General features: G+C 70.5%; 15 protein-coding genes. 5 read left to right on the top strand and 10 right to left on the bottom strand.

Features of this window, described 5'->3' with window-relative positions:
- Nucleotides 1–159: 159 nt before the first annotated feature.
- Together DEJ12_RS09870 and DEJ12_RS09865 are read right to left on the bottom strand one after the other, a co-directional pair.
- Nucleotides 160–840 (bottom strand): GntR family transcriptional regulator, encoded by a 681-nt coding sequence (locus DEJ12_RS09870; protein WP_111029874.1) that lies wholly within the window; start codon nt 838–840, stop codon nt 160–162.
- Nucleotides 841–1,009: 169 nt separating this feature from the next.
- Nucleotides 1,010–2,464 (bottom strand): MFS transporter, encoded by a 1,455-nt coding sequence (locus DEJ12_RS09865; protein WP_375334581.1) that lies wholly within the window; start codon nt 2,462–2,464, stop codon nt 1,010–1,012.
- 223 nt (nt 2,465–2,687) lie between these two features.
- Between DEJ12_RS09865 and DEJ12_RS09860 the strand changes: the two genes are divergently transcribed.
- Both DEJ12_RS09860 and DEJ12_RS09855 read left to right on the top strand, forming a co-directional pair.
- The gene (locus tag DEJ12_RS09860) at nt 2,688–4,073 is read left to right on the top strand and encodes an AAA family ATPase (RefSeq protein ID WP_027466108.1); all 1,386 of its coding nucleotides are present in this window, start codon (nt 2,688–2,690) and stop codon (nt 4,071–4,073) included.
- A complete protein-coding gene (locus DEJ12_RS09855; RefSeq protein WP_111029873.1) occupies nt 4,066–6,084 on the top strand; it encodes a VWA domain-containing protein in 2,019 nt (672 codons plus the stop codon). The genes DEJ12_RS09860 and DEJ12_RS09855 overlap by 8 nt, the downstream gene beginning before the upstream one ends.
- A 70-nt stretch (nt 6,085–6,154) precedes the next feature.
- On the opposite strand, the gene DEJ12_RS09850 is transcribed toward DEJ12_RS09855, so the two are convergent.
- Genes DEJ12_RS09850 through DEJ12_RS09840 form a run of 3 tightly spaced genes read right to left on the bottom strand, consistent with a single transcriptional unit; the run spans nt 6,155 to nt 8,217 of the window.
- Complete coding sequence (locus DEJ12_RS09850) at nt 6,155–6,913, bottom strand: SCO1664 family protein (RefSeq protein ID WP_111029872.1); 759 nt, start codon at nt 6,911–6,913, stop codon at nt 6,155–6,157.
- Nucleotides 6,910–7,437 carry a DUF3090 domain-containing protein gene (locus DEJ12_RS09845; RefSeq protein WP_071406497.1) on the bottom strand — a complete coding sequence of 176 codons (528 nt, stop codon included), beginning with the start codon at nt 7,435–7,437 and terminating at the stop codon, nt 6,910–6,912. Before DEJ12_RS09845 ends, DEJ12_RS09850 begins: the two co-directional genes overlap by 4 nt.
- A gap of 33 nt (nt 7,438–7,470) precedes the next feature.
- A complete protein-coding gene (locus tag DEJ12_RS09840; protein ID WP_111029871.1) occupies nt 7,471–8,217 on the bottom strand; it encodes an MSMEG_4193 family putative phosphomutase in 747 nt (248 codons plus the stop codon).
- A gap of 68 nt (nt 8,218–8,285) precedes the next feature.
- Between DEJ12_RS09840 and DEJ12_RS09835 the strand changes: the two genes are divergently transcribed.
- The 3 genes from DEJ12_RS09835 to DEJ12_RS09825 all read left to right on the top strand — a co-directional run bounded on the left by DEJ12_RS09835 (nt 8,286) and on the right by DEJ12_RS09825 (nt 11,173).
- Nucleotides 8,286–9,503: an MFS transporter gene (locus tag DEJ12_RS09835; RefSeq protein ID WP_111029870.1), complete on the top strand. Its 1,218-nt coding sequence runs from the start codon at nt 8,286–8,288 to the stop codon at nt 9,501–9,503.
- Between the two features lie 10 nt (nt 9,504–9,513).
- Nucleotides 9,514–10,668 (top strand): AI-2E family transporter, encoded by a 1,155-nt coding sequence (locus tag DEJ12_RS09830; protein WP_111029869.1) that lies wholly within the window; start codon nt 9,514–9,516, stop codon nt 10,666–10,668.
- A 76-nt stretch (nt 10,669–10,744) separates the two neighbouring features.
- Nucleotides 10,745–11,173 (top strand): BLUF domain-containing protein, encoded by a 429-nt coding sequence (locus DEJ12_RS09825; RefSeq protein ID WP_017888306.1) that lies wholly within the window; start codon nt 10,745–10,747, stop codon nt 11,171–11,173.
- 25 nt (nt 11,174–11,198) lie between these two features.
- Here the strand turns inward: DEJ12_RS09825 and DEJ12_RS09820 are convergent, their stop codons facing one another.
- The 5 genes from DEJ12_RS09820 to DEJ12_RS09800 form a co-directional block, all read right to left on the bottom strand.
- On the bottom strand, nt 11,199–11,807 hold the full coding sequence (locus DEJ12_RS09820) for a ScbR family autoregulator-binding transcription factor (RefSeq protein ID WP_146245557.1): 609 nt from the start codon (nt 11,805–11,807) through the stop codon (nt 11,199–11,201).
- A gap of 71 nt (nt 11,808–11,878) precedes the next feature.
- On the bottom strand, nt 11,879–12,349 hold the full coding sequence (locus DEJ12_RS09815) for a BLUF domain-containing protein (RefSeq protein WP_051596847.1): 471 nt from the start codon (nt 12,347–12,349) through the stop codon (nt 11,879–11,881).
- A gap of 96 nt (nt 12,350–12,445) precedes the next feature.
- Nucleotides 12,446–13,819 carry a sugar ABC transporter substrate-binding protein gene (locus DEJ12_RS09810; RefSeq protein WP_220034792.1) on the bottom strand — a complete coding sequence of 458 codons (1,374 nt, stop codon included), beginning with the start codon at nt 13,817–13,819 and terminating at the stop codon, nt 12,446–12,448.
- Between the two features lie 26 nt (nt 13,820–13,845).
- The gene (locus DEJ12_RS09805) at nt 13,846–14,787 is read right to left on the bottom strand and encodes a carbohydrate ABC transporter permease (protein ID WP_027466099.1); all 942 of its coding nucleotides are present in this window, start codon (nt 14,785–14,787) and stop codon (nt 13,846–13,848) included.
- 11 nt (nt 14,788–14,798) lie between these two features.
- Nucleotides 14,799–15,773: a carbohydrate ABC transporter permease gene (locus DEJ12_RS09800; protein WP_258370520.1), complete on the bottom strand. Its 975-nt coding sequence runs from the start codon at nt 15,771–15,773 to the stop codon at nt 14,799–14,801.
- Between the last annotated feature and the right edge of the window lie 56 nt (nt 15,774–15,829).

Here is a 15,829-nt window from a genome sequence, read left to right as displayed (position 1 = left end):
GTCGGTGGACACGCCGGGGACGGCAACCGGTCAAGGCTGCCACGACGTTGCCTGACGATCCAGTGCGAGGGACACCGGTGACACTCGCTGCTCAGTGCCGCGACCTGCGGATCCACGGCGGTCGGCGCGGACCTGAGCGGATCCGCAGCCGAGGTCGGTTCAGGCCGACACGACCACCCGGAAGCGGTCGGGCAGGGCGATCAGGGCGGACGACAGGTCGAGGAGCGCCGCGGCACAGTCGTCGAGGGCGTCTCGCTCAGCAGCAGCCACGGCCCGCTCGACGATCTCGACCCGTCGTCGCCGGTCGACCACGGCATCGATCCCGTTCGCCAGGGCGACGTCGTCGGTGAAGAACATGTCGAGCACGATGCGCTGCGACAGCAACCAGTCGCCACTGACCGACGACCCGCGGCGCCGCAGGTACCAGGCACCGAGTTCGACGAAGGCACCGGCCTCGGTCCAGCACTCCCGCAGCCACACCTTGTCGAACCGGTCGTGGTACCCGACGGAGTTCGACGGCGGATCGACGAGCAGAGCCTGGGCGATCCGCAGTCGCTCGATCATCTGGTCGACCGACCACTGCGAGATCACGACACCGACGTACCGCTGCACGCTGGCCAGCTGCAGGGACTCGAGGGTCACGAGGGCTTCGCGCACCGGTGTGCGCGACACCCGCATGTCCGATGCCAGGGTGTCGAGCCGCAACCGCTGCCCGCGGCGGTACTCCCCCCGCAGGACGTTGTCGAGCAGTCGCAGGAACACCGCGTCGCGCAGCAGGCTGCGGCGCAGGCCGTGGGGATCGAGGCCGCCGGCACCGGCTCGGATGGGGGTGTGCTCCATCAGCCCAGGCTCACGCACGGACGGCACCCCCGAGGCGAGGGCGGTCGCTGCCGTGGATCGTGGTCGCCGGTGTCGCGCTGTGGAGGAGTGCCATGCAGGCACAGTGACAGCGCTGCGACGGCGGCGCTAAACACTCTGAATACAGAATGTCAGGCCGCCGCCGCAGGGCTCACCTCCGGTTGGACTTCGCGTCCCCGGTGAGCACCGAGAGCGGTTGAGTGACGTCCTCCAGCCCCTTCCGCGCGGCGTCGACCCCGAATATCAAGGCCACCACGCCGCCGCCGATCATCACCGCGGATCCGAGCAGGTACCCCCAGAACAGCGGCTCCCGCGACGAGCCGTCACCGATGAAGGCACCGTAGATCGTCGGCGCGACCGCACCGAAGATCTGCGCCAGGGCGAAGAAGTACGAGATCGCCTGCGACCGCAGCTCGAGCGGGAAGATCTCGCTGACGGTCAGGTAGGCGCTCGACGCACCGGCCGAGGCGAAGAAGAACGAGACGCACCAGAACGCGACCTGCACCGTCGCCGAGATCGCGTCCGCCCGGAACAGGAACGCGGACGTGGCGAGCACGAGGCCCGAGACCAGGTACGTCAGGAAGATCATCTGCCGACGACCCCAGGTGTCGAAGAAGCGCCCCAGGATGATCGGGCCGAGCAGGTTGCCGATCGCGAACGGGAAGAAGTAGACCGCCGTCTCCGCCGTCTTCAGGCCGAAGAAGTTCGTGAGCACGAGGGCGTAGGTGAAGAAGATCGCGTTGTACAGGAACGCCTGCGTGATCATCATCGTCGCGCCGACGAGCGTTCGCGTCGGGTACTGCTTCAGCAGCACGCGCGCGATGGCCAGGAACCCGACACGGTCGGTCGGGGTGACCGTCATCGCCTTCGACTGGTCGACCTCCGGCAGGGGCTTGCCCGTCGCCCTCTCCACCGACGCCTCGATGCGGGAAACGGTGGCCTCGGCTTCTTCCTCGCGCCCGTGCGTCATCAGCCACCGCGGACTCTCCGGGATGTGGCGTCGCAGGAAGATGATGGCGATGCCGAGCACCGGGCCGAGGAAGAACCCGATGCGCCAGCCGATGTTCTCGGCGAAGTAGGACGTGTCGAGCAGGTAGATGTTCGCGAACGCGCCGAGCGCGGCACCGCCCCAGTACGTGCCGTTGATGGCGATGTCGACGTGCCCGCGGTACTTCGCCGGGATGAGCTCGTCGATCGCCGAGTTGATCGCCGCGTACTCGCCGCCGATGCCCAGACCCGCGACGAACCGGAAGGCCGCCAGGAACCAGAAGTCCTGCGCGAGGCCCGCGATGCCCGAGCCGATCAGGTAGATCGCGAGCGTCAGGATGAACAGCTTGCGCCGCCCCAGCCGGTCGGACATGCGCCCGAACACCAGGGCACCGACGACCTGGCCGACCAGGTAGATCGTGCCGAGCAAGGTCACCTGTTGCGTCGACAGGTTCAGGTCCGCCTGGAAACCCGCGTTCGAGACGATCTGGATCTCGAGACCGTCGAGGATCCAGGACACGCCGAGTCCGACGACGACGCTCCAGTGGAACCGGGTCCACGGCAAGCGGTCCATCCTGGCGGGCACCAGGCTCTTGATGGTTGCGTTCGCGCTGCTCACGAAATGGGACCGTACGCCGAGATCGCCGATGTGGTTCAGATGCGGAACGAGCAACCGGGGGCGGAGCCGGATCCCCCTACTTCGAATCCGGCTCCGTCGCCGGGATCTCAATGATCGCAAGTGCGATGGAAACCCACAAGCAGACAGGAGGCGCGGTGCGGGCCCGCCACGCGCCTCCAGCCCGCCCTGGTCGCCGTCGCGAACGCGGCGTAGCGTCGGAGAGGTGACCCGACCTGACATCCGCACGGTCGGCGAGCTCCGCACCTCTGGTCACGTCCAGAAGACGGTCCGCGCCGAGATCCGCGACAACCTGCTCACCGCCCTGCGCCAGGGCACCGATCCGTGGCCCGGCCTGCACGGCTTCGAGACCACCGTCATCCCCCAGCTCGAACGCGCCCTCATCGCCGGGCACGACGTCGTCCTGCTCGGCGAGCGCGGCCAGGGCAAGACCCGCCTGCTCCGCACCCTGCAGGGCCTGCTCGACGAGTGGACGCCGGTCATCACCGGCTCCGAGCTCGGAGAGCACCCGTACGAACCGATCACCACCGCCAGCATCCGGCGCGCCGACGACCTCGGCGACGCCCTGCCGATCAGCTGGCGGCACCGCGACGACCGCTACGTCGAGAAGCTCGCGACGCCGGACACGAGCGTCGCCGACCTGATCGGCGACGTCGACCCGATGAAGGTCGCCGAGGGCCGCAGCCTGGGCGACCCGGAGACCATCCACTTCGGACTCGTCCCCCGCGGACACCGTGGCATCGTCGCGATCAACGAGCTGCCCGACCTGGCCGAACGCATCCAGGTCGCGATGCTCAACGTGATGGAGGAGCGCGACGTCCAGATCCGCGGCTACGTGCTGCGGCTGCCGCTCGACGTGCTCGTCGTGGCGAGCGCGAACCCCGAGGACTACACGAACCGCGGCCGGATCATCACGCCGCTGAAGGACCGCTTCGGCGCCGAGATCCGCACGCACTACCCGATCGAGCTCGACGACGAGATCGCCGTCATCCGGCAGGAGGCCCAGCTGACGGCCGAGGTCCCCGACGCCCTGATCGAGATCCTCGCCCGGTTCACCCGCGCACTGCGTGGTTCGAGCGCCGTCGACCAGCGCAGCGGTGTGAGCGCCCGGTTCGCGATCGCCGGTGCCGAGACGGTGTCCGCTGCCGCGGTGCACCGCGCAGCGCGCCAGGGCGAGGACGAGGCGGTCGCGCGGCCGATCGACCTGGAGACCGCGGTGGACGTCCTCGGCGGCAAGATCGAGTTCGAGAACGGCGAAGAGGACCGGGCCGACGAGGTCCTCGAGCACCTGCTCCGCACCGCGACCGCCGAGACCGTGCGCTCCCGCTTCAAGGGCCTCGACTTCGCGGTGCTCGTGGACGCGCTCGACGGCGGCACGATGGTGACCACGGGCGAGCAGGTCAGCGCCCGGGCGTTCCTCGAAGGGCTCCCGTCGATCGGCGAATCCGACCTGTACGACCAGGTGTGCGACCGGATGGGTGCCACGAACGACGGCGAACGCGCCGGCGCGATCGAGCTCGCCCTCGAGGGCCTGTTCCTCGCCCGGCGCATCAGCAAGGAGTCCGGCGGGGGCGAAGCCGTCTATGGCTAGGCAGAACCGGCGCCTGACGCGCGACACCCGGTACGGCCGGTACACCGACGGACCCGACCCGCTCGCCGCCCCGGTCGACCTGGCCGAGGCGCTCGACGCCATCGGGCAGGACGTGATGGGCGGCACGTCGCCCGAGCGCGCGATGCGGGAGTTCCTGCGACGCGGGGGCCGGACGCAGCGCGGTCTCGACGACCTGGCCCGACGGGTGGCCGAGCGCCGCCGCGAGCTGACGAGCAAGAACAACCTCGACGGCACCCTGCAGCAGGTGCGCGAGCTCCTGGACCAGGCGCTGCTCGCCGAGCGCGGGGAGCTCGCCCGCAACGTCGACCTCGACGACGGCGACCGGGCCCTGGCCGAACTGCAGCTCGACAGCCTGTCGCCCTCCCCCGCCGCCGCGGTGCAGGAACTCGGCGACTACGACTGGACGAGCCCGACCGCGCGCCAGAAGTACGACGAGATCAAGGACCTGCTCGGCCGCGAGGTGCTCGACCAGCGCTTCGCCGGCATGAAGCAGGCGCTCGAGGGTGCCACCGACCAGGACCGGGCCGCGGTCAGCGCGATGATGCAGGACCTCAACGCCCTGCTCGAGGCGCACGCCCGCGGCGAGGACACCCAGCAGCAGTTCGACGACTTCATGGACCAGCACGGAGAGCACTTCCCGTCGGACCCCGCGAACGTCGACGAGCTGCTCGACGACCTGGCAGCCCGCGCGGCCGCGGCGCAGCGCATGCGCAACTCGATGACCCAGGAGCAGCGGGACGAACTCGACGCCCTCGCCCAGCAGGCCTTCGGCTCCCCCGACCTGATGGGGCAGCTGTCCCAGCTCGACAGCACCCTGCGCGCACTGCGTCCCGGCGAGGACTGGGGCGGATCCGAGCGCATGGAGGGCGAACAGGGGCTCGGGCTGGGCGACGGCACCGGGGTGTTCCAGGACATCGCGGACCTCGACGCCCTCGCCGACCAGCTCGCCCAGTCCGGGCCGGGCTCGGAGCTCGACGACCTGGACCTCGACGCGCTGTCCCGGCAGCTCGGCGACGAGGCGGCGGTCGACGCGAAGACCCTGCAGCGCCTCGAGCAGGCGCTCCGGAACTCCGGGGCGATGCGCCGCGGTGCCGACGGGCAGCTCCGGCTCACCCCGAAGGCGATGCGGCAGCTCGGCAAGAGCCTGCTCAAGGACGTCGCCCAGCGGATGTCCGGTCGCCAGGGCGCGCGGGACCTCCGTCGATCGGGCGCCGCGGGCGAGCCCTCGGGGGCGTCGCGGGAGTGGGCGTTCGGCGACACCGAGCCGTGGGACATCCCCCGGACGATCACGAACGCCGTCGTGCGGACGGCGGCGAGCGGACGACAGGGAGCCGGCGTGCGCCTGAGCATCGAGGACGTCGAGGTGCAGGAGACCGAGGCCCGCACCCAGGCCTGCGTCGCGCTGCTCGTCGACACGTCGTTCTCGATGGCGATGGAGGACCGCTGGGTGCCGATGAAGCGCACCGCCCTGGCGCTGCACACCCTGGTGTCGACCCGGTTCCGCGGCGACGACCTGCAGCTCATCGCCTTCGGTCGCGAGGCCGAGGTGATGGACGTCGAACAGCTCGTCGGCCTGGACGCGATGTGGGACAAGGGCACGAACCTGCACCACGCCCTGCTGCTCGCCAACCGGCACTTCCGCAAGCACCCCACGGCCCAACCGGTGCTCCTCATCGTCACCGACGGCGAGCCGACGTCGCACCTCGAGCCGAACGGGCAGGTCTGGTTCGACTACCCGCCCGACCCGGTGACGATCGCGCTCACCGTGCGGGAGCTCGAGAACGCCGGACGCCTCGGCGCCCAGACGACGTTCTTCCGGCTCGGCGAGGACCCGGGGCTCGCCCGGTTCATCGACGCGATGGCGAAGCGGGTGGACGGCAGCGTCGTGGCACCGGAGAACGACGACCTCGGGGTCGCTGTGGTCGGTTCGTACCTCGGCTCGCGTCGCGGGGCTGGCGGCGCGCTCTTCCGCGACGACTGGGGGCTCTGAAGCCCACACGAGACGGACTGGAGGCCCGTGGCGACACCGCCACGGGCCTCCAGTCCGTCCCTGGGTGCGTCTAGAACAGCGGCCAGGGCACGGCGGGCCCGTGACCGGGCGGCGGCGGGAAGATCCCGACGGCGCGCAGGGCCGCGCAGCGCGCCCGGAGCGTGTCGATCTCCTCGTCCGTCAGGTGCTCGGCGAGCTCGTCGCCGAGACCGCCGCGCAGGGCGTCGGACACCCGGTCGAGGCCCTCGAGCTCGTCCGGCCCGAGCGGCTCCCCGATCCAGCCCCACAGGACCGTCCGGAGCTTGTGCTCGACGTGGAAGGTGAGCCCGTGGTCCACGCCGAAACGGTGGCCGTCGGGCATCGCGAGCACGTGCCCGCCCTTGCGGTCGGCGTTGTTCACGACGACGTCGAAGACGGCCATCCGGCGCAGGGCCTCGGAGTCCTCGTGCACGAGCGTCACGGGCTGGTCGTGTTCGTCGATGGCCTCGAGCACGGGCAGCCAGGGCGAACCGTCCGCCTCGGCGAGCTCCGGCGTCACCAGGTCGACGGCGTCCTGCTCGGGGTCGACGTCCTGCCAGCGCTGCACCATGCCGGGCCCGAACGGACCGTCACCCATCCACGTGGGTGGGACGACACCCCAGCCGAACGCCTCGGAGACCAGGTGGGCGGCGATCTCGCGGCCGGCGAGCGTGCCGTCCGGGAAGTCCCACAGCGGGCGCTCGCCCTCGACGGGCTTGTAGACGACGGTCGCGCCGTCGAGTTCGGCGAGGAAGGTGGCGTTGGACGCCTCACGGATGCGCGCCCGGACGGACAGCGAGCCGTCGCTCATGCGTCGCCGGGCGGACGACCGGCGGCGACGACCTCGCGCGTGCGCTCGACGAAGGCCCGGGCGGTGCCGACCGGGATCTTCACCTGGAACAGCTCGGCGGGCTCGGGGATCTCGACGACGGCCTCGATCTCGATGCCGTCCTCGCTCTCCTCGGACACGATCTCGACCTCGTCGTCGATCGGGTACGCCTCGATGACGACCTGCGCGGTGGACGGGTCGAAGCCCAGGCTCAGGGCCCCGGCGCGGAACTCGGCCTCGACGGGCTGGTCGAGCGGCTCCGGGTCGCGGAGTTCGACGGGCACCGACGGCGGCACGCTGAAGCGGTTGTCGTCGACGGTCGCCACCTCGTCGAGGAGCTCGTCGATCTTGTCGGCGAGCACGGCGGTCTGCTCCTTCTCGAGCGCGACGCTGGTGACGCGCCGACCGGAGCGGGCCTGGATGTAGAAGGCGCGCTCACCCGGACGGCCGATGGTGCCGACGACGAGGCGGTCCGGCCAGTCGAAGCCGTGGACGATGGTGGGCATACCCGCATTGTAGGAGCGCTCGGCTCCGGCCGTTCAGGGTCCGGCAGGTCCCGCGGGCGCGTCGGGACTCGTGTTGCCCGCGCCGCCGCCGACCGCGGCGTCCCCGCTGGGTGCCGGGGCGGTGCGCAGCCAGGACAGGTCACCGGACTCGGTGTTCGTCGCGACGACCTCCGGGCGGTGCTCGCCGTAGCGCACGACGGACACCGAGGCCGGGCCGACGCCGATGCGCTGGAACAGGTCCAGGTGCATGCCGAACGCGTCGGCGAGGACGCTCTTGATGATGTCGCCGTGGCTCACCGCGACCCAGACGGCGCCGGGTCCGTGCTCCGCCTCGACCTCGGCGTCGATGCGCCGGACGGCCGCGACAGCCCGGGACTGCATCGTCTGCATGGACTCGCCGCCGGGGAACACGACGGCGCTCGGGTTCGCCTGCACCGTGCGCCAGAGGGGCTCCTTCGCCAGGTCGGCGAGCTTCCGGCCCTGCCACTGCCCGTAGTCGGCCTCGGTGATGGCCCGCTCGATCAGCGAGGCGGGCGCACCGGTCTGCCGGTCGGTCTGCCGGTCCGTCTGCCGGTCCAGGATCGCGCGGGCGGTCTGCCGGCAGCGCTCGAGCGGACTCGACACCACGGCGACGACGGGCACCGCGGCGATGCGCTCCGCGGTCCGCTCGGCCTGGGTGCGGCCGACGGCGTCGAGTCGCACGCCGGCGGTGCGTCCGGCCAGGACGCCGGTGGCGTTCGCGGTGGTGCGTCCGTGACGGACGAGGAGGACGGTCGCCATGCGCCCGATCCTAAGCGCGGGACGCGGTCGCCCTTGACGGGTAGCCCGGGGACCGATCAGATGGGGGCATGGCCGGGCGGCATCGACTCGCACTCTTCGCCACGTCGACGGTGACCGGGTTCGGGATCGCGACGTGGATCACCCGGACGCCCGCGATCCGCGACGAGCTCGGTGCCTCGATCGAGGCGATGGGCCTCGTCCTGCTCGGGCTGTCGATCGGGTCGATGATCGGGATCCTCGGCGCCGGGGCGCTGGTGCGACGGACCGGCAACCGCCCGCTCATCCTGCTCGGGGGCGCGCTGCCCGTCGTCGGCATGGTGCTCGTCGCGCTGCTCGCCCCGGCGCAGGTCGCCGCCGGGGTCTGGGCCGGGCTGTTCCTGATCGGCTTCGGGGCGGGCGTCGCCGAGATCGGGCTGAACGTCGAGGCCGCCGCGGTCGAGCGGCAGATCGGACGACCGGTCGTGCCGGTACTGCACGCGTGCTTCAGCCTCGGCAGCGTGGTGGGTGGGGTCGTCGGCATCGCCATGACGGCGGCGGGGACCCCGGTCCGGGTGCACCTGCTCGTCGGCGCCGCGGTGATGGCCGCGCTGGCGGTGTTCGCGGCGCTGAACCTGCGGCCGGTGCCCCGTGACGCACCGGCAGATGTGCCTGCCGTTGCCCGCGGCACCCGTCGGGGAGCCCGCCGCTCCGTCCTCACCGTGCAGCTCGCCATGATCGCCGTCATCACCCTGGCGATGGCCTTCGCCGAGGGTGCCGCGAGCGACTGGCTCCCGCTGCTGATGACCACCGACCACGACGCCCCCGAGTCCGTCGGGTCCCTCGTGTTCACCGGGTTCGCCCTCGCCATGCTCATCGGTCGTGCGGCCGGCACCCCGCTCGTCGCCCGGTTCGGTCGCGCCCCGGTCGTCCGGGTCTGTGCCGCGGTCGGTGCGGTGGGGGTCCTGCTCGTCGTGCTGTCACCGAGTCCGATCGTCACCGCCGCTGCCGCCGGCGTCTGGGGGCTCGGCATCGCCCTCGGGTTCCCGCTGTCGATCTCCGCCGCGGGCGACCACCCCACCGACGGCGACCGCCGGGTGTCGGTGGTGGCCACCGCCGGGTACATCGCGTTCCTGGTGGGGCCGCCGCTGCTCGGCTTCGTCGGGGAGCACCTCGGCCTGCAGACGGCGATGCTCGTGCCGCTCGTCCTGCTGGTCGCCGCGTTCGTGGTCGCCCCGGCAACGCGGGGACAGGACACCGGGCGGACGATCGAGCCGGCGGAACCGGCGCGGCGGCCGTCCGGTCGGTAGCGTCTCCGGCATGCCGTTCTTCCGCGACGCTCCGCGCCCGACCACCCCAGCCCCGCCGTCCAGGGTCCAGGCCGCGTGGTCCGACTCCGCCGGGCACTTCGCGACCCGGTGCCTGCAGCTCATCATCGTCGTGGTGGTCGTCGCCGGCGTCGTCTGGGCGAGCAACATCCTGAGCGTCGTCACGATCCCGGTGCTCCTCGCGCTCATCATCGCGTCGGCCATGCACCCGGTGGTGTCGTGGCTCCGCAAGCACCGGGTGCCGTCGGTGCTGGCCACCCTCGCGGTGCTCATCGGCGTCCTCGCGATCCTGGGGCTGATCGGCTGGCTCATCGTCGTCGCCGTCGAGAACCAGTGGGCGCAGCTGCAGAAGTCGGCAGTCGACGGGTTCCAGCAACTGCAGGAGTTCGCGAAGAACCTGCCGTTCTCGATCTCGGACAAGCAGATCGACGACGCGGTCGCGTCGGCGTCCGACTTCGTCACGAGCGCGCAGTTCGGCTCCGGTGCCCTCGCCGGCGCCTCGGCCACCGCGAACTTCCTGACCGGGCTCGTGCTGATGATCGTCGTGCTGTTCTTCTTCCTGAAGGACGGCCCGAGCATCTGGGAGTTCCTGCTCCGCCCCTTCACCGGTGAGCGCTACGCCCGAGCACGTCGCGTCGGCGACCGGGTCGTCTCGACCCTCGGCGGGTACGTCCGCGGCACCGCCACGGTCGCGGCGGTCGACGCGATCGGCATCGGAGTCGGCATCGCCATCGTCGGCGTCCCGCTCGCCCTGCCGCTGGCCGTCATCGTCTTCATCACCGCGTTCATCCCGATCGTCGGTGCCACCGCCGCCGGCATCCTCGCCGCCCTGGTCGCGCTCGTGGCCCTCGGTCCGGTGCAGGCACTCATCGTGATCGGCATCGTGGTGCTGGTGAACCAGCTCGAGGGCAACCTGCTGCAGCCCGTCCTGATGGGGCGCACCCTCAAGCTGCACGGCCTCGTCATCCTGATCGGGCTGACCGCCGGCACCGTCCTCGCCGGCATCACCGGCGCGATCATCTCGGTGCCGCTGATCGCCGCCGCCTGGGGCGCGATCCTGGTGTGGGACGGCCCGAACACCCCGGCACGACCGTGGCGGAAGAAGCGCAACGAGGACGTCACCGCGCACGAGTTGCCGCAGGGCTGATCCGCAGCACCGATCCGTGAGGCGCGTTGCGGACATCCGCTTCGCGCAGCGGCCTTCCACCCAGCAGGATGGAGGAGTGCTCGTCTCCATCGTCTACATGAGCCGTGCCGTCGTCCCCTTCGACGACCAGGCCATGGCGGTGCTGCTCGCGGAGTCCCGGCTGCGCAACGAAGCGCTCGGGGTCTCCGGGCTCCTGCTCGCGAAGGGCGGCCGGTTCATGCAGCTGCTCGAGGGGCCGGCGTGGAGCGTGCAGGACCGGTACGACGTGATCGCGAAGGACCGCCGTCACGGTGAGGTGAAGTCACTCGTGCGCGAGGACATCGAGCGCCGACGGTTCGACGGCTGGTCGATGGCCTACCGCGCGCTCGACGACTCGGACATCCGGTCCGAAGCGGGTTTCAGTCCCTTCCTGTCGGGAACGATGGACTTCCCGCGCTCGTTCGACCGGACCAGTGCTGCCTGGCTGCTGAAGTGGTTCCGCGACCGCGAGCTGCACGACCTCTGAACCGACCCAGGACCCCGTCGCCGGATCAGCCTTCGCTGAACGCGTCCTCGACGACGCCGAGCAGCCGGTCGCGGTGCTTCGGGTCAGCCGTCGCCGCGATCACCACGCGCCACATCGTCGCCACGGCCGGCATCAGGTCGGTGCGCCGCGTCCGGACGTCGGACACGAGCTGCACGCCCGTGAAGTAGGGCACCACCGTCGATCCGAGCTGCTCCGCGGTCAGGTCCGTCCGGAGTTCCCCGCTCGCGAACGCCAACCGGAACACGTCGACGATCCCGCCGATCCACTGCTCGTAGAAGCTCAGCGTCGCGGTCTGGAACTCGCCGCGCTCCAGCGACAGCCGGATCCCGGCCCGCACGATCGGGTCGGTCCGGAGCAGGTCGGCGATGCCGTGCGACGCCCCGATCAGCGCGGCGACGGGCGAGCTGTCGGTGTGGCTGACGACGTCGAAGGTGCGGGCGTTCTGCTCGCCGATGACGCCGAGCGCCAGGGCGAGCTTCGTCGGGAAGTGGAAGTGCAGGGTGCCCTGCGAGACGCCCGCCGCGCGGGCGATGCCCGCGATCGTCGCGCCGGCGAAGCCGACGCGGTCGAACTCCTCCGCCGCGGCCACCAGGATCTGCTCACGTCGTTCCACGGGACCAGTCTCACAGTCTGGAGGCACGGGGCGGGCCCGCACCGTGCCTCCAGACCGAGGGGTGGTGCGGCTCAGGCCGCGTGCCGGCCGAGCGTGATGCGCTCCTCGGGCAGGTCCTGCAGGTCGCGCCCACGAAACCAGCGGAGCAGCCAGTCGGCGGGCGTGCCCGCCACCCCGGTCGGCAGACCGGTGCGGTCGCTGAGGAAGGTGCTGAAGCCGGGCTCGTCACGGAGCTCGTCCCCGGTCGGGCTGCCGAACGCCATCGCCCAGCCGTCGAACCGACGCGTGCTGATGGACTCACGCGACAACGACTTCACGCCGGTGTGCCGCGGGTCGCGCTCGATCGCGGCGAAGCGGTCCTCGACGCTCCAGACCGGACCCTCGAGCACCTGCATGAACCGGCCGCCCTTGGCGAGCAGGAGCCCGGAGACGCCGAGCGCGTGGTTGCGGAGCCGCGCCTCACGCAGCATGGCGACCAGCTGGTCGTCGGTCAGGTCGTCGACGGCGACGGACATGTAGACGAGGGAGGTGAGGGAAGTCATCCCCTGCAGTCTGGGTCGTGGTCGGCGGCACGGTCAACGCGTCGTCCGCACACCGCACCGGACGGTGCGGCATGCGGACGACGGGCGGGGTTTCGATCAGGTGAGGGCGAGCAGGTTGTTGACCTGTTCGTTGACCCCGGTCAGCGTCGAGATCGGCTTGCCGTTCGCGTAGACGTCGTCGAAGGCGGGCTGCAGCAGGGCCTGCACGTCGGCGGGGTTCTTCGTGACCGGGAACAGGAACGTGGTGTCCTCCTCGACCTGCCGGGTGAACGCCGAGACGTCGAGCCCGCGCTTCCGGAACGACGCCACGGCAGCCTCGGTGCCCGCGGGACGAGCGGGGAACACGATCCCGCTCTCACCGACGATCCGCTGGGCCTCGTCGCTGCCCAGGAACGCCACCCACTTCGCCGCGGCCTCGGGGTCCTTCGCCTGCTTCGTGATCGAGTCGCCGAGCCCGTTGAACATCGACGCACGATGACCCGACGGGCCGATCGGGGTCGGGGCGACCGCGACGTCGAGGTCCTCCATGCCGAGGTACGAACCGATCATCCACGAGCCGTTGAACGACAGCGCGCACTTGCCCGCGCCGAGCTGGACCTCGGGCCCGGTCGTGGTGGAGAACACCCCGTACTTCGCCATGTAGCCCTTCTCGGCCAGCCGGTAGTACCAGGCGAGGGTGTCCTGCACGACCCGTTCGTCGTAGCGGAACCTGTCGCCCCACGGGTTCTCGTTCGTGTAGAACCAGTCGACCGATCCGGTGAACGGGGACCACTGGGTCTGGCCGAAGCCGTCACCGCCCGAGCCGTTCGACGAGATGCCGTAGACGGCGACGTCGTCCTTGTCGAAGCCGTCCTCGTCGCCGCGTCGGCCCTTCGAGTCGACGGTCAGCCGCGCGAGCATCCGTTCGAACGTGCCGCCGTCCTCCGGGTTCCACTCGAGCGACCCGAGTTCCTCGGCGGAGACCCCGGCCTTCGCCATCGCCTTCCGGTCGTAGAACATCGCGACGGTGTCCCAGTCCTTCGGCGAGCCGTAGCGGTGGCCGTCCTGGCCCTTCCACAGTTCGGCGAGTCCGGACTGGTAGTCGTCGTCCCGGATGCCCTTCGTGGCGTCGAGTTCGTCGAGCTTGTAGAGCACGTCGAGGTCGGCGTACTGCGGGAACTTCGTCAGGTGGTCGGTGAAGACGTCGGGCGCGGTGCCGGCGATGAAGCCCGCGGTGAGCTTGGTCCAGTAGTCGTTCCACCCGAGCTGGGTGATCTTCACGGTGATGTCCGGGTTCGCGCGGTGGAACGCGTCGGCGACGGCCTGGTACGCGGGCTGCTGGTTGGCGTCCCAGAGCCAGTAGCTCACGGTGCGCACACCCGACCGGTTCGTCGTACGGCGACCGGGCGACGAGCAGGCGGCGAGCGCGCCGAGGGCCAGGGCGGAGGCGCCGCCGGCGAAGAGCGTGCGGCGGGTCAGTTGGTTCGTCATGGTGTTCGTCCTGTCCGACAGCCGGGTCACTTGATCCCGGAGAAGCCGATGGAGTTGACGATCCGCTTGGCGAAGACGCCGAACAGCAGGATCATCGGGAGCGCCGCCACCAGGGTCGCGGCCATGAGCCCGGCCCAGTCGGTGCCGGACTGCGGAGTCTGCGACTTGAAGACGCCGAGCGCGACGGTCAGCACCCGCGAGCTGTCGGTGTACGACACCATGAGCGGCCAGAAGTAGTCGTTCCAGCTCGTGATGTACGTCAGCACGGCGAGGGTGGCGATCGGGGCCGCGGCCATCGGGATGACGAGCCGGAAGAACACGCGGACCTTGCCGGCGCCGTCGATGAGGGCCGCTTCTTCGACCTCCTTCGAGATGCCGAGGAAGAACTGCCGCAGGAAGAACACCGCGAACGGGGTCATGAACATCGTCGGCAGGGCGATGCCGAGCAGGTTGTCGACGAGCCCGAGCTGCTTGATGAGCGTGAAGTTCGGCAGCAGCGTGAAGATCGCGGGGACCATCAGTCCGGCCAGGAACACCCCGAACACCTTGTCGCGACCGGGCCAGCGCAGCCGGGCGAATGCGTAGGCGGCCGCTGCCGAGAAGAACACCTGGCCGACGGTGACGAGCGTCGACACCAGGATCGAGTTGAGCAGGTACCGCCAGAAGTTCAGCGCGGCGCCGGAGCCGCCCTGCGCCAACGCCTCTTCGGTGGACTGCAGGCCGAAGACCCGCTCGAACCCGCCCAGGCTGAAGCCGACGGGCAGCAGCGAGGTGGGGTCGGAGTTGATCGCGGTGTTCGACGACAGCGCGGTGCGCAGGATCCAGTAGAACGGGAACAGGGTGACGACGATGACGAGGATCATCGCGACCCAGGCGAGCACCCGGCCGAGCGACGGGCGACGACGGTGGCCTGCGCCCATCCGCGGCGGGCGGGACGTGGTGACGGAACGGGTGAGTGTCGTGGTCATGGCGCTTCCGTTCAGTCCAGGTCGGACTCACCCGAGCGGGTGAGGCGGTACTGGATGATCGTGATGATGCTGAGGACGATGAGGAGCGCGACCGAGACCGCGGACGCGTAGCCGAACTGGAACCGGCCGAACGCCAGGTTGTAGATGTAGTTCTGCACGACGTTCGTGGCGTTCGCGGGGCCGCCCTGCGTGGTGACGGCGACGGTGTCGAACACCTGGAACGACCCGATCACGGTGATGATCAGCACCAGGGACAGGATCGGGCGGAGCAGTGGCACCGTGATGCGCCAGAACATCTTCCACTCGCTCGCACCGTCGATGCGTCCGGCCTCGTACACGGTCTCGGGCAGCGACTGCAGGCCGGCGAAGATGAGCAGTGCCGTGTAGCCGACGTGCCGCCAGACGTTGATGAGCGCGATCGAGGGGATGCCCCAGACGTCGCTCTGCAGGAACGGGATGCGGTCGAGCCCGAGTGCGGCGAGCATCTCGTTGCCGATGCCGAGCTGGGTGTCGAGGATCCAGAGCCAGACCAGGGCGGCGACGACGTTCGACACCAGGTACGGCGCGAGCACGATGCCGCGCACGAAGGTCGACTTCGTCAGCCGGTGCATCATCACGGCGATGAACAGCGCGACGACGGTCTGGATGACGATGTTGATGAGGACGTACTCGACCGTCACCACCATCGAGTGCCAGAAGATCGAGTCCTGCACCAGGCGGGCGTAGTTCTGCAGGCTCGTGAACTCGGGCTCGGTGAGCAGGTTGTACGAGGTGAAGCTCAGGTAGATGCCCCGCACGGTCGGCCAGGCGAGGAACACCGCGAACCCGACGGCTGCCGGGGCGATGAAGACGAGCGCGAGCCACAGGTCGTTCCTGGGGCGGCGCCGTGGTGCGGTGGTGCGGGCACGGGCGAGGTCGGCGGACCGACTCCTCCGTCTCGTGCTGGCGGTCGTCAAGGGTGACGACACAGGGCTCTCGGTTGCCATCGCGACTCCTTCGTCTGCGGTGGACTGACGTGCAGCAGTCCGTGAGCCGGGAATCT

It is taken from the genome of Curtobacterium sp. MCLR17_059, assembly GCF_003234665.1.
In the GTDB taxonomy this organism is placed as follows: Bacteria; Actinomycetota; Actinomycetes; order Actinomycetales; family Microbacteriaceae; genus Curtobacterium; species Curtobacterium flaccumfaciens.
Note: the sequence above shows the minus strand (reverse complement) of the source record. Positions and strands in the feature narration are given on the sequence as shown.

Coding starts and splice junctions, on each gene's coding strand:
- DEJ12_RS09870 (WP_111029874.1), bottom strand. CDS start 840: ATGGAGCACACCCCCATCCGAGCCGGTGCCGGCGGCCTCGATCCCCAC.
- DEJ12_RS09855 (WP_111029873.1), top strand. CDS start 4,066: ATGGCTAGGCAGAACCGGCGCCTGACGCGCGACACCCGGTACGGCCGG.
- DEJ12_RS09850 (WP_111029872.1), bottom strand. CDS start 6,913: ATGAGCGACGGCTCGCTGTCCGTCCGGGCGCGCATCCGTGAGGCGTCC.
- DEJ12_RS09845 (WP_071406497.1), bottom strand. CDS start 7,437: ATGCCCACCATCGTCCACGGCTTCGACTGGCCGGACCGCCTCGTCGTC.
- DEJ12_RS09840 (WP_111029871.1), bottom strand. CDS start 8,217: ATGGCGACCGTCCTCCTCGTCCGTCACGGACGCACCACCGCGAACGCC.
- DEJ12_RS09835 (WP_111029870.1), top strand. CDS start 8,286: ATGGCCGGGCGGCATCGACTCGCACTCTTCGCCACGTCGACGGTGACC.
- DEJ12_RS09830 (WP_111029869.1), top strand. CDS start 9,514: ATGCCGTTCTTCCGCGACGCTCCGCGCCCGACCACCCCAGCCCCGCCG.
- DEJ12_RS09815 (WP_051596847.1), bottom strand. CDS start 12,349: ATGACTTCCCTCACCTCCCTCGTCTACATGTCCGTCGCCGTCGACGAC.
- DEJ12_RS09810 (WP_220034792.1), bottom strand. CDS start 13,819: ATGACGAACCAACTGACCCGCCGCACGCTCTTCGCCGGCGGCGCCTCC.
- DEJ12_RS09805 (WP_027466099.1), bottom strand. CDS start 14,787: ATGACCACGACACTCACCCGTTCCGTCACCACGTCCCGCCCGCCGCGG.
- DEJ12_RS09800 (WP_258370520.1), bottom strand. CDS start 15,773: ATGGCAACCGAGAGCCCTGTGTCGTCACCCTTGACGACCGCCAGCACG.